The sequence below is a fragment of the Rathayibacter sp. PhB151 genome (genome assembly GCF_004366415.1).
GTDB lineage: Bacteria > Actinomycetota > Actinomycetes > Actinomycetales > Microbacteriaceae > Rathayibacter > Rathayibacter festucae.
Genome location: NZ_SOEN01000006.1, coordinates 264,147 through 283,093 on the forward strand (window position 1 = coordinate 264,147; position 18,947 = coordinate 283,093).

Genomic DNA, 18,947 nt, shown 5'->3' on the forward strand with positions numbered 1-18,947 from the left:
ATGATCACGCGACGCGAAGCCGCTCAGCGCCTCGACATCCCCGTCGAGATGGCGACGCGGCACGGGCTGCCCACCCGGCTCTCCGAGGAGGAGCTCGTCGCCCTCGAGCAGGACCCGCCCGCCTGGCTCGCCCAGTCGCGCGAGAACCGCACCGGGAAGCGCCCGGTCTGGGTGACCCTGGACTGCGCGATCTGCGGCCGCTCCGAGTCGGCCCGCCCGAAGAAGTGGTGGCCCGACTTCAGCTTCCTCGTCTGCGAGGACCACTCCCCCGACGCGTGGCCGCACCACCCCGAGGGCCACCGCCGCGACGAGTACGACGGCATCGGCACCCGCTTCGTCGGCGTCCTCGACACCCCCGTCTGACCCGCCCGTCCCGCCCGCCCCCGTCCGATTCGCAGGCGATCCGGCCGCCCGTTCACGTCCGACGCGGGTGAGCGCGCCCTTGCGCCGCAATCTCCTGCTCATCGGACCACCCGCCCGGAAACGAGGAACGGGCCCCCGAAGGAGGCCCGTTCTCAGACCGCGATCGCGGCTACTCCCATTCGATGGTTCCCGGCGGCTTCGAGGTCACATCGAGCACCACGCGGTTCACGCCGCTCACCTCGTTGGTGATGCGGTTGGAGATGCGGGCGAGCAGGTCGTAGGGCAGTCGCGTCCAGTCGGCCGTCATCGCGTCCTCGGAGGAGACGGGGCGCAGCACGATCGGGTGGCCGTAGGTGCGGCCGTCGCCCTGGACGCCGACGGACCGGACGTCGGCGAGCAGCACGACCGGGCACTGCCAGATCTCGCCGTCGAGCCCGGCGGCGGTGAGCTCGGCGCGGACGATCGCGTCGGCCTCCTGCAGCAGGTCGAGCCGCTCCTGGGTGACCTCGCCGACGATGCGGATGCCGAGGCCGGGGCCGGGGAACGGCTGGCGGCCGACGATCGCCTCGGGCAGCCCGAGCTCGCGGCCGATCGCGCGGACCTCGTCCTTGAAGAGGGTGCGCAGCGGCTCGACGAGCGCGAACTGGAGGTCCTCGGGGAGGCCGCCGACGTTGTGGTGCGACTTGATGTTCGCGGTGCCGGTGCCGCCGCCCGACTCGACGACGTCCGGGTAGAGCGTGCCCTGCACGAGGAAGTCGATCGACGTGCCCTCGCCCTGCGCCTCGAGCACGAGCGCCTCGGCGGCGCCCTCGAAGGTGCGGATGAACTCGCGGCCGATGATCTTGCGCTTCTGCTCGGGGTCGCTGACGCCGGCCAGCGCGTCGAGGAACTGCTCGCGCGCGTCGACGGTCACCAGTCGCACGCCCGTGGCGGCGACGTAGTCCTCCTCGACCTGGCGGCGCTCGTCCTTGCGCAGCAGGCCGTGATCGACGAAGACGCAGACCAGCTGGTCGCCGACCGAGCGGTGCACGATCGCCGCGGCGACGGCGGAGTCGACGCCTCCGGACAGACCGCAGATGACGCGGCCGGTGCCGACCTGCTCGCGGATGAGCGCGACCTGGTCGTCGATGACGTTGGAGGAGTTCCAGTCGGCGGGGATGCCGGCGGCGCGGTGCAGGAAGTTCTCGATGACGGCCTGGCCGTGCGCCGAGTGCTTGACCTCGGGGTGCCACTGCACGCCGTAGAGGCGGCGCGCGTCGCTGCCGAACGCGGCGACGGCGGTCGAGCCGGTCGAGGCGAGGACGTCGAAGCCCTCGGGCGCCTTCGAGACCTGGTCGCCGTGGCTCATCCACACCGTCTGGTCGACGGGCTGGTCGCCGAGGAGCACGCCGCCGTCGGCGGTGAGGGACGCGTCGGTCGCGCCGTACTCGCGCAGGCCGGTGTTCGCGACCTCGCCGCCGAGCGTCTTGGCCATCACCTGGAAGCCGTAGCAGATGCCCAGCACGGGGATGCCGAGGTCGAAGATGGCGGGGTCGAGCTGCGGCGCCCCCTCCTCGTACACGCTCGAGGGACCGCCGGAGAGGATGATCCCGACCGGCGACTTGGCGGCGATCTCCGCGGCCGTCGTGCCGGACGGGACGATCTCGGAGTACACGTTCGCCTCGCGGACGCGCCGCGCGATCAGCTGCGCGTACTGGGCGCCGAAGTCGACGACGAGCACGGGCTGGGCGGCGAGGTGCGGCTGCGGGGCGGACTGCGGCGCGCTGGCGCCGGACTGCTCACTGATGGGGGGCCTCCACGGAGTCGGTCGGGGTCGTCGGCTCGAGGGCGGCGGTGCGCCGCTCGAGGTACTGCTCCACCTCGCGGGCGATGCGGGTCTCGACGAAGAAGGACAGGGTCGGCACGACGCCGCCGAGCGCGATGAGGATGAACCGCGAGAACGGCCAGCGCATCAGGCTCCAGAGGCGGAAGTCGGCGAAGAGGTAGACGACGTAGAACCAGCCGTGCGCGATCAGGATGCCGGTGGACAGGTTCGCGCCCGTCCCGCTCGACTTCCACTCGCCGCCCGGCACCTCGTACATCGGGGCGAAGTGCGCGATCCCCTGCTGCCCGAAGACGAACAGCTCGAGGTGGAACACGTACTTCAGCAGCATCTCCGCGCAGAGCAGCAGGAGCATCACGCCGGTGATGATCGAGGTCACCCGGTAGAAGCGCAGCGCGCTCCGGATCGCAGGGAACTGCGCGGGCTTGGGCTCGAGGGGCATGGGGTCCAGTTTACGGGGCGGAGGCGGTGACCGGGCTCTGCGCGAGCTCTGCGGCCTCGAGGGCCTCCTCGGTCTCGCGCTCCCAGGCGTCGCGGACGAGGCGGAACCACAGGTAGAGCGCGAAGCCGGCGAAGACGACCCACTCGATCGCGTAGAAGACGTTGAGCCAGTTCAGCGAGACGTCGGTGACGCGGGCGGGCGAGTCGATCGCCTCGAGGCCGGAGACCGGCTGGTCGAGGACGACGTAGCCCTGGTAGACGTCCAGCGGCGGGTCCGGCCAGCGGTTGATCAGCGCCGGGATCGAGAGCGCGGTGAGGGTCATCGGATCGGTGCCCTCGGCGGGCACCTCGGCGGCCTCGTTCGCGACGAGGCGGCCGGTGAAGCCGGTCGGCGCCGCCTCCGCGCCGTCGTTCAGGCGCTCGGCGACGCTCCGCGCCTGATCCTCGTCCGCGGTCCAGCCGTAGGCGACGACGAGGTCGGCGTCAGCGGTGCGGGTGCGCGCGATGACCCACCAGCCCGGCTGCTCGCCGTTCAGGCGCCCGCCGAGGATCTCGGCGCCGCCCGGGACGAACTCGGAGCTGCCCGCCACGCGCTGGCCGTCGGCGGTCGCGGTGATCGGGCGCGACGGGGCGGCGACCTCGTCGAGCGGCAGCACCGTCTCGGAGACGCCGGAGTCGGGCGCGGCGGCCTCGACCGCGCGTCCCACCTGCCACTGGCCGAGGGCCGCGAAGAGCCCCGCGATGACCAGGGCCAGGGCCAGGGCCGCGAGCCAGCGCGGTCGCCGGGCGACCTGCCAGACCGTGCTCTGCGGCGGGGCGCTCTGCGTCATGCGTTCCTCGTTCGGGGCGGATCCGCTCGGCGGCGGCGGACCGCTGAAGCCTAGCCAACCAGGGTGGGAGGACCCTCGGATCGCTGCCGCTCAAGCCGGTCGAGCACCGCCGAAGCGGCGGCTCCCCTCTCCATGCTGGTCGAGCAGCCCCGCAGGGGCGTATCGAGACCCGACGCCATCAGCACGGCGGGGCTGCAGACCCGTCCTTCTGATTCAGGTGGGTCTCGATACGCCCGCTCCGCGGGCTACTCGACCAGCATGAAGGTCCGCCCGATGATCGGATCGGACGGCTCAGTAGTCGGGCTCGCGCGGGCGCCGCGGCCGGTCGGAGTCGATGCCGTCGGACTGCTGCATCGCCTGGTCGATGAGGGCCTGCCGCATCGGGTCCGGGAACTCGTCGTCCAGCTCGTCCGGCTCGACGGGCCGGCGCGGGCGGGGAGCAGGCTCGGCGACCGGCGCCTCGGCGGGGTCGGCCGCCGGACGCTCGTCCGCCGCCCCGTCCGCCATCGCCGCCTCGACCAGGGCGAAGTCCTCCTCCGCCATCGCGCTGCGGGTGGCCGGCTTCGGCCGGTGCCGCCGCCGCGAGAGGAACTGCCCGATGCTCTCCGAGCGCGAGGCGAGGATCGGGCCGACGATCGCCATGATCAGCACGTAGAGACCTGCGAACGGCTGGATCCGCTCGTCGAGCCCCGCCGAGAGCGAGAGCGTCGCGAGGATCAGCGCGAACTCGCCCCGGTTGTGCAGGATGAAGGCCGCGTTGAGCCCGGCGCGGGGCCCGAGCTTGTTCAGCCAGGCGACGAACTGGCCGGCGCCGAGGTTGAGCACGATCGTCATCACCGCGGCGGCGATCACCGGCAGCACGACGTCGGGGAAGGCTCCCGGATCGAGGCCGAGGCCGAAGTTCACGAAGAAGAAGGCGCCGAACACGTCGCGGAGCGGGATCGCGATCCGCTCGACCCGCGCGCGGAACCGGGTGGCGCCGATCACCAGGCCGATCAGGAACGCGCCGATCGCGTCGGTGACGCCGAGGACCTCGCCGATCCCGCCGAAGAGGATCGCGAGACCGAAGAACAGGATCGTGAACAGCTCGTCGTCGCGGGTGCGGAAGAACCGGGAGACCACCCGGCCGCCCCAGCGCGCGATCGCGAACATCACCACGAGGAACGCGAACGCGATGACCAGCTTCAGGACGACCGGCCACGGCTCCGTCTCGCCCGAGAGCACGACCGACACGATCGCCAGGTAGACCGCGATGAAGATGTCCTCCACGACGGTCACGCCGAGGATCATCGGCGTCTCCGGGTTGGCGAGGCGCTTGAGCTCGATCAGCAGCTTCGTCACGATCGCGCTCGAGCTCGTCGCCGTGATGCCCGCGATGATCAGCGCCTCGCGGCTGCCCCAGCCCAGCACGAAGCCGAAGGCGAGCCCGGCCGCCATGTTGACGGCGATGTAGGAGCCGCCGGAGAGGATCAGCCGCGCCGCATTGCCGTAGAACTCGTCCTGATCGAACTCCAGGCCGAGGTTGAACAGCAGCAGGATCAGCCCGAAGACCGCCGTCAGCTCGATGTAGGACGACTCGAAGTCGAGCGGGAAGAGGTGGAAGTTCGGGCTCGCGAGCAGGCCGACGACCATGTAGATCGGGATGGCCGGAAGGCCGATCGTGCGCCCCAGCCGCCCGAGGACGTAGGCGACGACGAACAGGACACCGAGGACGATGAGGTCTTCGCCGTGGTGCATCCTCAGGCTCCGGGCGGCGTCTCGGGAGCCTTGGCGAAGACGCCGGAGCGGAAGAAGGCGAAGGCCTTGGCGACCTTCTCGGGGCTGCCGGCGACGACGAGCGTGTCGCCCGGGAACACCCGGAAGTCGGGGGCGGGAGCGGGATTGGCCGCGTCACCGCGGACGACCGCGACGACGGTGAGGCCGACGATGCCACGGTCGGCGGGCTTGCCGAGCTGCTGGCCCGCGATGTGGTCGTCGTAGTCGACGGTGAACCAGTCGATCGAGAGCCCGGGGATCTGGTCGAGTGCGGTGAGCGACTCGGTGATCTGGGTGCCGCCGAGCAGCTCGGCGAGGGTGTGCGCCTCGTCGTCGCTGAGGCGGAGCGAGACCTTCGCGCCGTCCTGGTCGCCCTCGGCGAAGGTGATCAGGTCGCTGTGGCCCGAGCGGTGCGCGATGACGCCGACCTTGCCGCCGTCGGCGGTGAGGAAGGTGTGCAGGACACCGACACCGGGCAGCTTGACCCTGCGGACCTCGACCATGCGTGCTCCATCCGCGCCTGACAGCGCTCCGACCTCGGGATTCCTCCCAGTTTAGGCGGCCACCGCCCGCCCCCTGCCCCCGTTCGCCCACGGAGGACCCGGCCGCCGGCCGCCGGCCGCCGCCGCCGAGGCGTCCCCGAACGGTCGAGACGTCCATCCGCAGCGGGACGTCTCGACCACAGTGGGACGCCTCGCTCTCCACAGGGTGTCGCGCGCCGTCCACAGAGGTGGGGAGAGGCAGGCCGATGAGGGCGCCCGGAGTGGGAGGGTTCCGGGATGACACGGGTGGAGCTGTTCCGGGGAGGGGCCTGCGGGAGGTCGGCGGAGTTCGTCCGCCTCCGTCGCGGGGTGCACGTGCGCGCGGCGGAGTGGGCGAGCGCCTCGGTCGACGCGCGCCACCGCGCCCGCATCGACGCGGTCGCCGCGACGTGGAGCCGGCCCGTCTTCCTCCGTGAGTCCGCCGCCGCTGTCTGGGGCCTCCCCCTGGTCGAGCCGCTCGACGAGACCGTGCACGTCGCGGCGTCGCCGGCGGTCGGCAGCCGAACGCGCAACCGCGTCGCGGAGCACGGAGGCGTGTCATCCGATTCCGCGGTGGTCGTCGACGGGCTGACGATCTCCGATCTCGCGCAGACCGTTCTCGACCTCTGCCGCTTCTCGTCCTTCCGGCGCGCCATCACTGCGGCGGACCACGCCCTGCGGATGCGCGGCAGCCACGGCGAGCACCTTCTCGAGCCGGAGGAGCTGAGGGAGCGCCTCGCCGTCCTTCCCGGCGGGGCCCGCGGTCGTACGGCGGCGGCGCGGGCGATCGACTTCGCCGACGAGCGCGCCGACTCGCCCTTGGAGTCGATCAGCCGGGTCGCGATGCACCAGGCGGGGCTCCCCCGCCCGGTGCTCCAGCGGCCGTTCCACGACGACGCGGGCCTGATCGGCCCGGTCGACTTCTTCTTCGAGGACGCCGACGTCGTCGGCGAGGCCGATGGGGCGCATAAGTACACGGATCCGCGGTTCCTTCGCGGGCGCAGCCCCGAGCGGGCGCTGCTCGACGAGAAGCGCCGGGAGGACCGCCTCCGCGCTCTCGTCAGCGGCGTGGTCCGCTGGCGCTGGCAGGACGCCTACGCCGCGCGCCCGATGCTCGCCGCCCTCGCGCGCGCGGGAGTCCACCCCACCGAGACGGCCTCGAACGGTCGAAGCGTCCAGCTGCTGCGGGACGTCTCGACCGTTCGGGGACGCCTCGGCCGGCCGGCCGGCTAGCTGGGCTGGTACGGGGCGACGACGACCTCGACGCGCTGGAACTCCTTGAGGTCGGAGTAGCCGGTGGTCGCCATCGAGCGGCGGAGGGCGCCGATCAGGTTGGCGGTGCCGTTCGCGTCGGTCGCGGGGCCGTAGAGCACCTGCTCGAGCGTGCCGACGGTGCCGACCTGGACGCGGCGTCCGCGCGGGAGCTGCTGGTGGTGTGCCTCGGCACCCCAGTGCCAGCCGCCGCCGGGCGCGTCGGTGGCTCGGGCGAGCGCGGAGCCGAGCATCACGGCGTCGGCGCCGACCGCGACGGCCTTGACGATGTCGCCGGAGGTGCCGAGGCCGCCGTCCGCGATGACGTGCACGTAGCGTCCGCCGGACTCGTCGAGGTAGTCGCGGCGAGCGCCGGCGACGTCGGCGACCGCGGTCGCCATCGGCGCCTGGATGCCGAGCGTTGCGCGGGTGGTCGACGCCGCACCGCCACCGAAGCCGACGAGGACGCCCGCGGCGCCCGTGCGCATCAGGTGCAGGGCGGCCGTGTACGTCGAGGCCCCACCGACGATGACCGGCACGTCGAGCTCGTAGATGAACTTCTTCAGGTTGAGCGGCTCGGTGTCCCGCGAGACGTGCTCGGCCGACACGGTCGTGCCGCGGATGACGAACACGTCGACCCCCGCGTCGACCACCGTCTGGTACAGCTCGGCGGTGCGCTGCGGCGACAGCGCGCCCGCGACCGTCACGCCGGCCGCGCGGATCTCCGCGAGCCGCGCCGTCACCAGTTCCGGCTTCACCGGCTCCGAGTAGATCTCCTGCATGCGCTGCGTCGCCCGCTCCGCCGGCAGCTCCCGGATCTCCGCGAGCAGGGGCTCCGGGTCCTCGTAGCGCGTCCACAGCCCCTCGAGGTCGAGGACGCCCAGCGCCCCCAGCCGGCCGAGCGTGATCGCCGTCGCCGGCGACACCACCGAGTCCATCGGCGCCGCGAGGATCGGAGTGCTGAACTGGTAGGCGTCGATCGCCCACTTCACCGAGACCACCTCCGGGTCGCGGGTCCGGCGGCTCGGGACCACCGCGATGTCGTCGAAGGCGTACGCGCGGCGGGCGCGCTTGGCGCGCCCGATCTCGATCTCCATGAGGGCGATGTTACCGGTGGCTCGCTCCTCGCTCCGCGCCTCGCTGCGCTCGCCCCTCCGCTCGTCGCTCGCCCGCAGTCGGCTCAGGCAGGCGGTCGCGTCCCGCAGAGCGTCCCGCGTCCACGCACGGCGATCCGCTGGCACGCGGATCGCCGGATAGCGCTCCCACCTTGCTGCCGCGCGTGTCTGACGGGGCAGTCGCGGCGGGCAAGGCCCGCTCGCGCTGCCGACAGCCGGCGCAGTCGCGGCGGCGCGCCAGCGCCGCTCGCGCTGCGTCCCTCGGTCTCCCACAGGTCCGCGTGCCCCGAGTGGGAGGCGACGGGTCGTGAGGGCGGCCCCTCCGGCGTGGTGGGCGTATGGGCCGAAGGCCCATCGGGCAGAGGGGCCGCCCTCACGACCCGGCGCCGACCCCCACCCAGAGCCCCAGCAGCAGCCTCAGCGCCGGTAGTTCGGCGCCTCCACCACCATCTGCACATCATGCGGATGCGACTCCTTGAGCCCCGCCGCCGTGATCCGCACGAACTTCCCGCGCTCCTTGAGCTCCGAGATCGTCCGCGCCCCCACGTAGAACATCGACTGCCGCAGCCCGCCCGCCAGCTGGTACGCCACATTCGCGAGCGGCCCGCGGTACGGCACCTGCCCCTCGATCCCCTCGGCGATCAGCTTGTCGTCGGTGGGCACGTCGGACTGGAAGTAGCGGTCCTTCGAGTAGGAGGTCCGCTCGCCGCGGGTCTGCAGCGCGCCGAGCGAGCCCATGCCGCGGTAGGTCTTGAACTGCTTGCCGTTCTGGAAGACGAGGTCGCCGGGGCTCTCCTCGCAGCCGGCGAGGAGCGAGCCGAGCATGACGGTGTCGGCACCGGCGACGAGCGCCTTGGCGATGTCGCCGGAGTACTGCAGTCCGCCGTCGGCGATCACCGGGACGCCCGACTCGCGGGCGGCGAGCGACGCCTCGTAGACGGCGGTCACCTGCGGCACGCCGACGCCGGCGACGACGCGGGTGGTGCAGATGGAGCCGGGGCCGACTCCGACCTTGATGGCGTCGGCGCCCGCGTCGACGAGCGCCTGCGCGCCGGAGCGGGTGGCGACGTTGCCGCCGATGACGTCGACGCCGGCGAAGGCCGGGTCTGCCTTGAGGCGGCGGATGATCTCGAGGACGCCGGCGGAGTCGCCGTTGGCGGTGTCCACGACGAGGACGTCGACCCCGGCGTCGAGGAGCGCGGTGGCGCGCTGCCAAGCGTCGCCGAAGAAGCCGATGGCGGCGCCGACGCGCAGGCGCCCCTCCTCGTCCTTGGTCGCGTTCGGGTACTGCTCGGACTTGTCGAAGTCCTTCACGGTGATGAGCCCGGCGAGCTTGCCCTGCGCGTCGACCAGGGGCAGCTTCTCGATCTTGTGCTGCGCGAAGAGCGCGATCACCTCGCTGTCGGGGATGCCGACGCGGCCGGTGATCAGGCCGGCGCTCGTCATCACGTCGCGGACGAGGGTGGAGGCCTTCTCGAACGGCGAGACGAAGCGCATGTCGCGGTTGGTGATGATGCCGACGAGGACGCCGCTCGCGTCGACGACGGGGAGGCCGCTGATCCGGTACTGGCCGCAGAGGTCGTCGACCTGGGCGACGGTCGCGTCGGGAGTGGTGGTGACGGGGTTCGACACCATGCCCGACTCGCTGCGCTTGACGCGGTCGACCTGATCGGCCTGATCGGCGATCGAGAGGTTGCGGTGCAGGATGCCGAGGCCGCCCTGACGGGCCATGGCGATCGCCATCCGCGACTCCGTGACGGTGTCCATCGCCGCGGACAGCAGCGGCGTCGCGACCGTGATGCGCTTGGTGAGCCGGGAGGCCGTGTCGGCCTCGCTCGGGATGACGTCGGTGTGCCCGGGGAGGAGCATGACGTCGTCGTAGGTGAGTCCGAGGAATCCGAAGGGATCCGGCTGGTCCATCAATGCCCCTTAGCAGGTCGTGCGGGTGGCCCGGTGGTGGAGGTCGCGCATCCGGTCACGGGTGTCCCGGATGCTCAATCTTAAGCGCGGCGACGCGCCCGGTATTCCTGCCCGGACGTCCCTCGGATGTGCTCCGGGCGCGCTCGCGACCCGTGCGGGGGCCACGGGAGCGCTCTCCGCCCCGCATAATGTCGTCACGCAGTAGTGCAGGTGGGGAAACACCGCCGACACATGCGGAACGTATGGTCAACCAACGTTGTTTGACGACGGCGATCCGGGCGCGCCCGAGGACCCCATCCGTCTGTGCACCCTGACGAGAGGTAGACGTCTTGCTCACAGCCAGCCGTTCGACGCGCCACAAGCGCGCGACGACCCTGCATCCGACGGACCGGGAGGCTCCCCGTGCCTAGGCGGCTCCCCACACTCCGCACGCTCCGCGACGGCCTGGTCGCTCTCGGCCTGCTCGCCGCGACCCTGACGGGCGTCGCGGCCGCAGCGCCCGCCGCGACCGCCGAGACCACGGCCGACCAGTCGATCATCGCCTGGGTCCGCGTGCAGGGCACGAACGAGAACCTGGTGGGGGTGACCGTCGAGCTCGGCGGCGACGCCACCGCGACCCTCACCACGGGCGACGACGGCCGCGCGGTCTTCCCCCTCGAGGAGGCCGGCACCTTCAGCGTGACGGTCGACGAGGAGACGCTCCCCGCCGACAAGGGCTACCCGGCAGCGGGGCAGAACCCGAAGCAGGTGACGATCGTCTCCTCGCAGAACCAGATCGTGAACTTCATCGTGTCGACGGCCAACCCGATCGGCACGGGTGCGAGCGCTCCGGTCCCGACCGACTCCGCCGCCCCCACGAACCCCGCCACCGAGGGCACCACGGGCAACGACGCGACGAACCCCGACGGGACCTCGACCGCGGCGAACCAGCCGGTCACGGCGAACACCTTCTGGATCATCTTCTGGCCCAAGGTCGTCACCGGCCTGATCTTCGGACTCCTGATCGCCCTCGCGGCCATCGGCGCCTCGCTGATCTACGGCGTCACCGGGCTGAACAACTTCGCCCACGGCGAGCTGGTCACCTTCGGCGCGCTGATGGCGTACCTCTTCTCCGGCGTCTTCGGGCTGCCGGCGCTGCTGGCGATCCCGATCGCGGTGATCCTCGGCGGGGCGTTCGGCTTCGCGCAGGACGGCCTGCTCTGGAAGCCGCTGCGCAAGAGGAACATCCAGCTCATCCCGCTGATGATCGTGACGATCGGCCTGTCGCTCGCGCTGCGCTACACCTTCGTCTTCTTCTTCGGCGCGGACCGGCTCTCGCTGCCCAACAGCACGGCGCCGTTCTTCACGGTGCCGGCGCTCGGCATCAGCCTGAAGTTCACCGACCTCGTCGGCGCTGCCGTCGGCATCGTCTGCATCGTCGGCGTCGCCCTGCTGCTCACGAAGACCAAGATCGGCAAGGCGATGCGCGCGGTGTCCGACAACCGGGCCCTCGCCTCCGCCTCCGGCATCAACGTCGAGCGCGTCATCCGCGTGGTCTGGGTGCTCTCCGGAGCCCTCGCCGCACTGGCCGGCGTCTACATCGGCTACTACCAGTCGCTGCGCTGGGACACCGGAGCGTCGATCCTGCTGCTGATCTTCGCGGCGATCACGCTCGGCGGACTCGGCTCCGCCTACGGAGCGCTGGTCGGCTCGCTCATCATCGGCCTGATGATGAACATCTCGACGATCTGGATCCCGGAGAACCTCAAGTACGTGGCTCCGCTCGTCCTCATGATCATCATCCTGCTGGTCAGACCGCAGGGCATCCTCGGTCGCAAGGAACGGATCGGCTGACACCATGAACCTCAACTTCATCTGGCTGGCGATCGGGCAGATCGTCGATCCCACCGTCGCCGCCTACGCGCTCGCGACCATCGGCCTGGTCATCCACTTCGGATTCACCGGCCTCCTCAACTTCGGCCAGGCCGGCTTCATGGCGGTGGGCGGCTACGCCTTCGCCATCACCTCGGTCAAGTTCGAGTGGCCCGTCTGGGGCTCCCTGCTCGCGACGATCGTCGCGGCGACCCTCTTCGCCCTCATCCTCGGCATCCCGACGCTGAGACTGCGGGCGGACTACCTCTCGATCGTCACGATCGCGGCGGCCGAGATCGTCCGGCTCTCGGTCAAGACACCCGAGTTCTCGGCGGTGACCGGTGGCTCGGAGGGCATCAACGGCGCGGCGAAGGCGTTCAACGACCTCAACCCGCTGCCGGAGGGGCGCTTCGGCATCGGCATCCTCATGTACAACCAGGACCAGTGGTGGGTCCGCATCGTCGGCTGGGGCCTCGTGCTCCTGGCCTGCCTGCTGGTCTTCCTCCTGATGCGCAGCCCCTGGGGCCGCGTCATCAAGGGCATCCGCGAGGACGAGGACGCCGTGCGCTCGCTGGGCAAGAACGTCTTCTCCTACAAGATCCAGGCTCTGATCCTCGGCGGCGTGCTGGGCGGCCTGGCCGGAGCGCTGTTCATCCTGCCGCGCTCCCTGCAGCCCGACAACTACGGCACCCAGCTGACGTTCTTCCTCTACACGATCATGCTGCTGGGCGGTGCCGCGACGGTCTTCGGGCCGGTCGTCGGCTCGATCATCTTCTGGGTCGTCCTCGGTCTGACCGACGGACTGCTCACGCTCGGGATCGACACCGGGGTCCTCAACAACGACCTCATCAAGCTCACCACCGTGCAGACCGGACCGATCCGGTTCATCGTGGTGGGTGTGGCCCTCATGCTCCTGGTGATCTTCAGACCCCAGGGCATCTTCGGCAAGAAGAAGGATCTGCACTTTGCCTAAAACGCCGGTCTCGGACATCACCGAGCAGGAAATCGTCCCCGGGGTCGTCAAGAAGGACCCCATCCTCGTCGCCGACGGCGTCAGCCGCCGCTTCGGCGGCCTGACCGCGGTCGACGTCGCCCACGTCGAGATCCCGCGCGGCTCGATCACCGCGCTGATCGGCCCGAACGGCGCCGGCAAGACCACGTTCTTCAACCTGCTGACGGGCTTCGACAAGCCCAACACCGGACGCTGGAACTTCAAGGGCAAGAACCTCGCGAACGTCCCCGCCTACAAGGTGTCCCGGATGGGCATGGTGCGCACGTTCCAGCTCACCAAGGCCCTCGGCGGCATGACCGTGCTCGAGAACATGCTCCTCGGCGCCAAGGGGCAGAAGGGCGAGAACATCCTCACCTCGCTCATCCGGCCGCTGTGGTCGAAGGAGGAGGAGTCGATCGAGAACCGCGCGATCCGGCTGCTGGAGAAGTTCAAGCTCGACACCAAGAAGGACGACTACGCGTCCAGCCTCTCGGGCGGTCAGAAGAAGCTGCTCGAGATGGCGCGCGCCCTGATGTCGGAGCCCGAGCTGGTCATGCTCGACGAGCCGATGGCGGGCGTCAACCCGGCGCTGACGCAGTCGCTGCTGGGCCACATCGTGAACCTCAAGGACGAGGGCATGACCGTGCTCTTCGTCGAGCACGACATGCACATGGTCAACACCATCGCCGACTGGGTGATCGTGATGGCCGAGGGCAAGGTCGTCGCCGAGGGACCGCCCTCGACGGTGATGAACGACCCCGCGGTCATCGACGCCTATCTCGGCGCGCACCACGACACCGACCTCGGCACGATCGAGGGCCAGCTCGAGGTCGCGGAGGAGATGGACTCGGACCTGGTCCGCGAGGACGTCGAGAAGCGGGCCGAGGCGGCCGGCGTCGACGTGCACCACACGGGCGGCGAGCACGCGGCCGCGGCGAGCCCTGCGGCCTCCGCTGCGACGGCATCCTCCGTGGACGACGCCCCTGCGACGGCCGCACCGGCGGACGGCGCACCGACGAGCATCGCGCCGACCACCGACGCGCCCGCCGTCGACTTCGGAAAGGACGAGAAGTGACCCAGAACACGCTCGAGACGCACGACCTCCACGCGGGGTACGTGCCGGGAGTCAACATACTGAACGGGTCGAACGTCTACGTGAAGAAGGGCGAGCTCGTCGGCATCATCGGCCCGAACGGAGCCGGCAAGTCGACGCTGCTCAAGGCGATGTTCGGGCTGGTGAACATCCGCCAGGGCACGGTCCTGCTCAACGGCGAGGACATCACCGGCTTCAAGGCCGACAAGCTGGTCTCCAAGGGCGTCGGCTTCGTGCCGCAGAACAACAACGTCTTCCCGTCGCTCACCATCGAGGAGAACCTCGAGATGGGCATGTACCAGAAGCCGAAGATGTTCAAGGACCGCCTCGAGTTCGTGACGGAGCTCTTCCCCGAGCTGACCAAGCGCCTCAAGCAGCGCTCCGGCTCGCTCTCGGGCGGCGAGCGCCAGATGGTCGCGATGTCGCGGGCCCTGATGATGGACCCGTCGATGCTGCTGCTGGACGAGCCGAGCGCGGGTCTCTCGCCGATGCGCCAGGACGAGACCTTCGTCAACGTCCAGCGGATCAACCGCGCCGGCGTCTCGATCATGATCGTCGAGCAGAACGCCCGCCGCGCGCTGCAGATCTGCGACCGCGGCTACGTGCTCGACCAGGGCCGCGACGCCTACGAGGGCCCCGGCCGCGAGCTGATGAACGATCCGAAGGTGATCGAGCTCTACCTCGGCACGCTCGCGACGACCAACGAGGTCACCACGAGCACGCCCACCGTCGGCGGCTGAGGCCGCTGCACCCCCGGGCCCGTCACCCGCCGAGAGGCGGGGGCGGGCCCGTCGTCGTCGAGGAGGAGGACCGGATGAACCGCAGCGCCGCTGTGGTCGTCGTCGCGCTCGCGGCGGGGCTCCTCTCCGGCTGCGCACCCGGGCCGGTCTCGCAGCTGCCGGCGGGCGTCTCCGTCGGCGTGCAGCAGAACCGCGACGACTACGGTCCCCGCCGGCTCGAGGTCCTGGTGACGAACACCGCCGACGAGCCCCTGGACGTCTGGGAGGCGCGGCTCGACTCCCCCGCCTTCACCGACCCGGCCGCCACCGACGGCCCGACCACGGTGCGCCCGGGGACGACGACCGCGCTCCGGCTGCAGCTCGCTCCCCCGGACTGCGCGGACCCCGGCGCGGACGCCCGCGTGCGGCTCGCCTTCACGCAGGGCGGGGTGTCGGGGACGGCCGTGGTCGCGCCGGACGACCCGCTCGGCAGCCCGCCGCGCATCCATGCCGAGGACTGCCTCGCGCAGCGCGTGGCGGACGTGGTGTCGATCGTGCCCGGAGACGCCGTCACAGTGGCGCAGGAGGGCGGAGAGCCGGTCGCGCACCTGGAGGTCGTCCTGACCCCCACGGGGGCGGACGGGGGCGTCTCGATCGCGGCGATCGGCCGGACGATCCTGCTCCGGCCCGCCTCGGGAGCGGACGCCTGGCCCGTCGGCGTGCGCCTGGACGCCGGCGCGGACGCCTCCCGCGTCGACCTCGCGATCCTGCCGAGCAACTGCAACACGCACACCGTCTCGGAGGACAAGCGCGGCACGTTCCTCCCGGTCGCCGTCACACTCGACGACGGCACGTCGGGAGTCGTCGCGATCGGTGTCTCCGACGCCGTGCGCGGGGCGCTCTACCGCTTCATCGCCGAGGACTCCTGCCGCTGGCAGTGAGCGCCGGCGCCGCACGGACATCGAGTCTCTCTCTGCGCTGGCACCCCCCGCCCGAGGGCCAGGACAGCGGCCGCCGTGCCGTAATTTTGGTGACAAGAAACATCGGCGCCGACACCCCGGCCGGACTCCTCTCCCCCTGATCAGGGGCGGATTCCCGCTGTCCTCGGCACCGATTCCTTCCCCTTCCGCGTCCCGTTCCGGCGCCGCGGTCCCCGTCTTCGAAGGAGCCGACCCATGAAGAGCTACACCCCCGCACCCGTCGCCCTCGGCGCGACCTTCGGCACCGGTGCGATCGGCGACTACGAGCGCTGGTCCGTCGTCGGCGTCTACGCGCAGGTCGTCATCGCCGAGACCACCGGCGGCAAGCGCCGCAACTACAGCCGCTCGTTCGTGACCTACCGCCTGGCCCAGGAGGCGGAGCTCCTCCGCGCCTCCTGAGCCGCACCGAGCACTGAGCGAGCGCGCGTCCCCTCGGGGGCGCGCGCTCGCTGCGTCGTGCGGCACCGGGAGGGACGGAGCGGGGACCCACGTTCGTTCGGTGGTGGATCTCGATACGCCCTCTCCGAGGGCTACTCGATCAGCATGGAGATGGCCTGCCGATCGAGATCGGCGCGGGTCCACCGGAACGGGAAGCCGGCGCTTCATGCTGGTCGAGTAGCCGCGCACCGGCGTATCGAGACCTCGGGCACGACGAAGGGGCCCGGTCGGATGACCGGGCCCCTTCGCGTCGCGGCCGGAGCCGCAGGCGGGGTGCTAGTTCAGCGAGCCGTCGACGGTCTCCTCGAACGAGGTGACGTTGCCGGCGCCGTACTTGTAGATCGACACCGACGCCTCGGTCGGGTCGCCGTTCTCGTCCCACGAGATCGGGCCGGAGAGGCCGTCGTAGTCGATGTCCTCACCGTCGGCGAGCATCGTGGCGCAGTCGGCGAACGTGGTGCACTTCGTGCCCCCGGTCGAGACGTCCTGCAGGTTGTCGCGGATGGTCGCACCGTCGGTCGCGCCGCCCGCGAGCGCCGCGAGAGCGGCGAGCACCGTGGCGTCGTACGACTCGGGGGCGTAGCTGAACACCGTCAGCGCGTCGTTCCCCTGCTCCTTCACGAGAGCCTGGAGGTTCGACTGGAACTCCTCCGACGCCTGCACACCGGGGTTGGTGAACTGCGCGCCGTCGATGTCGACGTTCGTGTCCGCATCGGTGATGACGCCGTAGTTGCCGTCCGTGCCGTAGAGGTTCGCGAAGTCGAAGCCCTTGGCCGCGAGCTGCTCCGCGATCGTGGTGATCTCGTCGAACGAGATGACGACGAGCGCGTCCGGGTTCGGGGCGAGCAGCGAGGTCAGCGCCGAGTTGAAGTCGGTCGAGGCCGGCTCGAAGATCTCCTCGGCCGCGACGGTCGCGCCGCCCGCCTCGAGGGTCTCCTTGATGTTCGACTCGAGGCCGGTGCCGTACGCGTCGTTCAGGTACAGGATCGAGACGTTGGTCTTGCCGTCGCCGAGGATCTTGTTGCCGAGGATGCGGCCCTGGAGCACGTCCGAGGGGGCGGTGCGCCAGTAGTAGCCGTCGTCGTCGTAGGTGGTGAAGTCCGGCGAGGTGTTGGCCGGCGAGATCTGGACGACGCCCGCCTGGGTCACCTGGTCGATGAACGTCTTCGAGACACCCGAGGAGGCCGCACCGATGATGACGCTCGCGCCGTCGGCGATCAGCGAGGTCGCCGACTGCGTCGCGATGTCCGTCGTGGTGTCGCCGGAGTCCTTCTGCTCGACATCGATGGTGAGGCCGGCAGCGGCGTCGTTGATGTCCTTGACGGCGAGGTCGACGCCCGCGATCTCGGGCGGGCCGAGGACGGCGAGGGTGCCGGTCTGCGGGAGGATCGTGCCGATCTTCAGGGACAGGTCGCCGGACTCGCCGCCGTCGGTGCCCGCGTCTCCGCCGCCGCCGCTGGCGCAACCGGCGAGGACGAGAGCGCTGGCGCCCAGGAAGGCGACCCCGCTCAGGGTCGCCCGGAGGGATCGCGTACGGGCCGTCCCGGCCTTCGCGTGAACGCGCATGTTTCTCCTTGAGAGGTTCTGTCGTGGGAGCGGTGCCGGAGGCAACCGCTCGGCCAACCTAACCTTCGGAGAAGCCGTGAACAATACGGGGGTGTTTCAGATGCGTTTCGCGACCTGATCGTTACTTTTCGTCGTCGGAGCGCTCTCCCGCGACGCGATCCGCAGGTCCGGCCGTCACGCGCCGCCTCCGGCGCTCGGCCGAGACGAGGTCGACTGAGAAGATCGCCAGGGCCGCCCAGACGAGCGCGAAGCCGATCCAGCGCTCCGGCGGCATCTCCTCGTGCAGGAGGAAGGCGCCGACGACGAACTGCAGCACCGGCGTCAGGTACTGGATGAAGCCGACGATCGAGAGCGGCAGCCGCCGGGCGGCGCCCGCGAACAGCAGCAGCGGCACTGCGGTGACGATGCCGGCCGAGGCGAGGATGAGCGCGTGCCCCGTGCCCTCCGTCGCCAGCGTCAGCCCGACCGTCGAGCCGACGACCAGCAGCTGCACGATCGCGAGCGGCGTGAGCCAGAGCGTCTCGAGCGTGAGACCGCTGACCGCGTCCATCCGGCCGCCGACCCGGCTCTTCACCAGGCCGTAGAGGCCGAAGGAGAAGGCGAGCGCGAGCGAGACCCAGGGGAAGGAGCCGTAGCCGACGGCGATCACGAGGACGGCGACGGCGCTGATCGCCATCGCGACCCACTGCGCCCGCCGCAGCCGCTCGCGCAGCACGATCACGCCGAGCAGCACCGTGACGAGCGGGTTCATGAAGTAGCCGAGGGCCGCCTCGATCACGTGGCCCGTGGTCGTCGCGATGACGTAGACCTGCCAGTTGATGTAGATCAGCACGCCGGCGATCGCCATCACGCCGAGCAGCCTCGGCTCGCGGAAGAGCGCCGCGAAGCCGCGCCAGCTGCGGGTCACCGTCAGCAGGAGCAGGCAGAAGACCAGCGAGAAGAGCACGCGCAGCGCGACGATCTCGAACGGCGAGGCGGGGGCCATCGCGATGAAGTAGAGCGGCATCGCGCCCCAGAGCAGGTAGGCGGCGAAGCCGAACCAGAGGCCGGTCGACGACAGCGCGCCGCCGGCGCCCTTCACGGGCAGGGCCTCGACACCCTCGCCGGCCGCGGCGTCGCCCGTCGTCGGCGAGGCGGGATCGGCGGGGAGGCGGGAGGCGGGCACCCGTCCGATGCTACGCAGGGCCGGCGCCCGCGGACCGCCCGGAACGGCCACCGGACGTCAGGATCAGGCCACCGGTCGCGAAGAGGACCGGGCGCACGACGGTGGGCCCGGCGACTCCCGCCGGCG

General features: G+C 71.0%; 17 protein-coding genes. 8 read left to right on the forward strand and 9 right to left on the reverse strand.

Annotated features, from left to right (window positions below; all coding sequences use genetic code 11):
* Nucleotides 1–363, forward strand: coding sequence for a hypothetical protein (locus EDF35_RS01840; protein WP_123445101.1), 363 nt, complete (start codon nt 1–3; stop codon nt 361–363).
* A gap of 169 nt (nt 364–532) precedes the next feature.
* Here the strand turns inward: EDF35_RS01840 and guaA are convergent, their stop codons facing one another.
* The 5 genes from guaA to EDF35_RS01865 form a co-directional block, all read right to left on the reverse strand.
* Nucleotides 533–2,083: a glutamine-hydrolyzing GMP synthase gene (gene guaA, locus EDF35_RS01845; protein WP_208322998.1), complete on the reverse strand. Its 1,551-nt coding sequence runs from the start codon at nt 2,081–2,083 to the stop codon at nt 533–535.
* 58 nt (nt 2,084–2,141) lie between these two features.
* Nucleotides 2,142–2,627, reverse strand: coding sequence for a DUF3817 domain-containing protein (locus tag EDF35_RS01850; protein WP_133960579.1), 486 nt, complete (start codon nt 2,625–2,627; stop codon nt 2,142–2,144).
* 10 nt (nt 2,628–2,637) lie between these two features.
* A complete protein-coding gene (locus tag EDF35_RS01855; RefSeq protein ID WP_133960580.1) occupies nt 2,638–3,456 on the reverse strand; it encodes an SURF1 family cytochrome oxidase biogenesis protein in 819 nt (272 codons plus the stop codon).
* 291 nt (nt 3,457–3,747) lie between these two features.
* Complete coding sequence (locus tag EDF35_RS01860) at nt 3,748–5,193, reverse strand: cation:proton antiporter (RefSeq protein ID WP_123445097.1); 1,446 nt, start codon at nt 5,191–5,193, stop codon at nt 3,748–3,750.
* Nucleotides 5,194–5,195: 2 nt separating this feature from the next.
* Nucleotides 5,196–5,714 carry a TrkA C-terminal domain-containing protein gene (locus tag EDF35_RS01865; RefSeq protein WP_123445096.1) on the reverse strand — a complete coding sequence of 173 codons (519 nt, stop codon included), beginning with the start codon at nt 5,712–5,714 and terminating at the stop codon, nt 5,196–5,198.
* 276 nt (nt 5,715–5,990) lie between these two features.
* Between EDF35_RS01865 and EDF35_RS01870 the strand changes: the two genes are divergently transcribed.
* Nucleotides 5,991–6,965 carry a hypothetical protein gene (locus EDF35_RS01870; RefSeq protein ID WP_133960581.1) on the forward strand — a complete coding sequence of 325 codons (975 nt, stop codon included), beginning with the start codon at nt 5,991–5,993 and terminating at the stop codon, nt 6,963–6,965.
* Here the strand turns inward: EDF35_RS01870 and EDF35_RS01875 are convergent.
* Both EDF35_RS01875 and guaB read right to left on the reverse strand, forming a co-directional pair.
* A complete protein-coding gene (locus EDF35_RS01875) occupies nt 6,962–8,080 on the reverse strand; it encodes a GuaB3 family IMP dehydrogenase-related protein (protein WP_123733534.1) in 1,119 nt (372 codons plus the stop codon). The two genes, EDF35_RS01870 and EDF35_RS01875, sit on opposite strands and share 4 nt — an antisense overlap.
* 435 nt (nt 8,081–8,515) lie before the next feature.
* Nucleotides 8,516–10,018 (reverse strand): IMP dehydrogenase, encoded by a 1,503-nt coding sequence (gene guaB / locus EDF35_RS01880; RefSeq protein ID WP_123733533.1) that lies wholly within the window; start codon nt 10,016–10,018, stop codon nt 8,516–8,518.
* Nucleotides 10,019–10,420: 402 nt separating this feature from the next.
* Here guaB and EDF35_RS01885 point away from each other — a divergent pair, with 402 nt between their 5' ends.
* The 6 genes from EDF35_RS01885 to EDF35_RS01910 all read left to right on the forward strand — a co-directional run bounded on the left by EDF35_RS01885 (nt 10,421) and on the right by EDF35_RS01910 (nt 16,051).
* Nucleotides 10,421–11,851 (forward strand): branched-chain amino acid ABC transporter permease, encoded by a 1,431-nt coding sequence (locus EDF35_RS01885; RefSeq protein ID WP_243839817.1) that lies wholly within the window; start codon nt 10,421–10,423, stop codon nt 11,849–11,851.
* Between the two features lie 4 nt (nt 11,852–11,855).
* A complete protein-coding gene (locus tag EDF35_RS01890; RefSeq protein WP_133960582.1) occupies nt 11,856–12,842 on the forward strand; it encodes a branched-chain amino acid ABC transporter permease in 987 nt (328 codons plus the stop codon).
* Nucleotides 12,835–13,935, forward strand: a complete 1,101-nt coding sequence (locus tag EDF35_RS01895) for an ABC transporter ATP-binding protein (RefSeq protein ID WP_123733532.1) — start codon at nt 12,835–12,837, stop codon at nt 13,933–13,935. Before EDF35_RS01890 ends, EDF35_RS01895 begins: the two co-directional genes overlap by 8 nt.
* Entirely contained in the window at nt 13,932–14,693 is a 762-nt protein-coding gene (locus EDF35_RS01900) for an ABC transporter ATP-binding protein (RefSeq protein WP_123445090.1), read from the forward strand. The genes EDF35_RS01895 and EDF35_RS01900 overlap by 4 nt, the downstream gene beginning before the upstream one ends.
* Nucleotides 14,694–14,767: 74 nt before the next feature.
* Complete coding sequence (locus tag EDF35_RS01905) at nt 14,768–15,613, forward strand: hypothetical protein (protein ID WP_133960583.1); 846 nt, start codon at nt 14,768–14,770, stop codon at nt 15,611–15,613.
* Between the two features lie 234 nt (nt 15,614–15,847).
* The gene (locus EDF35_RS01910) at nt 15,848–16,051 is read left to right on the forward strand and encodes a hypothetical protein (RefSeq protein ID WP_123445088.1); all 204 of its coding nucleotides are present in this window, start codon (nt 15,848–15,850) and stop codon (nt 16,049–16,051) included.
* Between the two features lie 315 nt (nt 16,052–16,366).
* Here the strand turns inward: EDF35_RS01910 and EDF35_RS01915 are convergent, their stop codons facing one another.
* Nucleotides 16,367–17,656: an ABC transporter substrate-binding protein gene (locus tag EDF35_RS01915; protein WP_123733530.1), complete on the reverse strand. Its 1,290-nt coding sequence runs from the start codon at nt 17,654–17,656 to the stop codon at nt 16,367–16,369.
* Between the two features lie 121 nt (nt 17,657–17,777).
* Complete coding sequence (gene rarD, locus EDF35_RS01920) at nt 17,778–18,743, reverse strand: EamA family transporter RarD (protein WP_133961469.1); 966 nt, start codon at nt 18,741–18,743, stop codon at nt 17,778–17,780.
* Nucleotides 18,744–18,947: the final 204 nt, after the last annotated feature.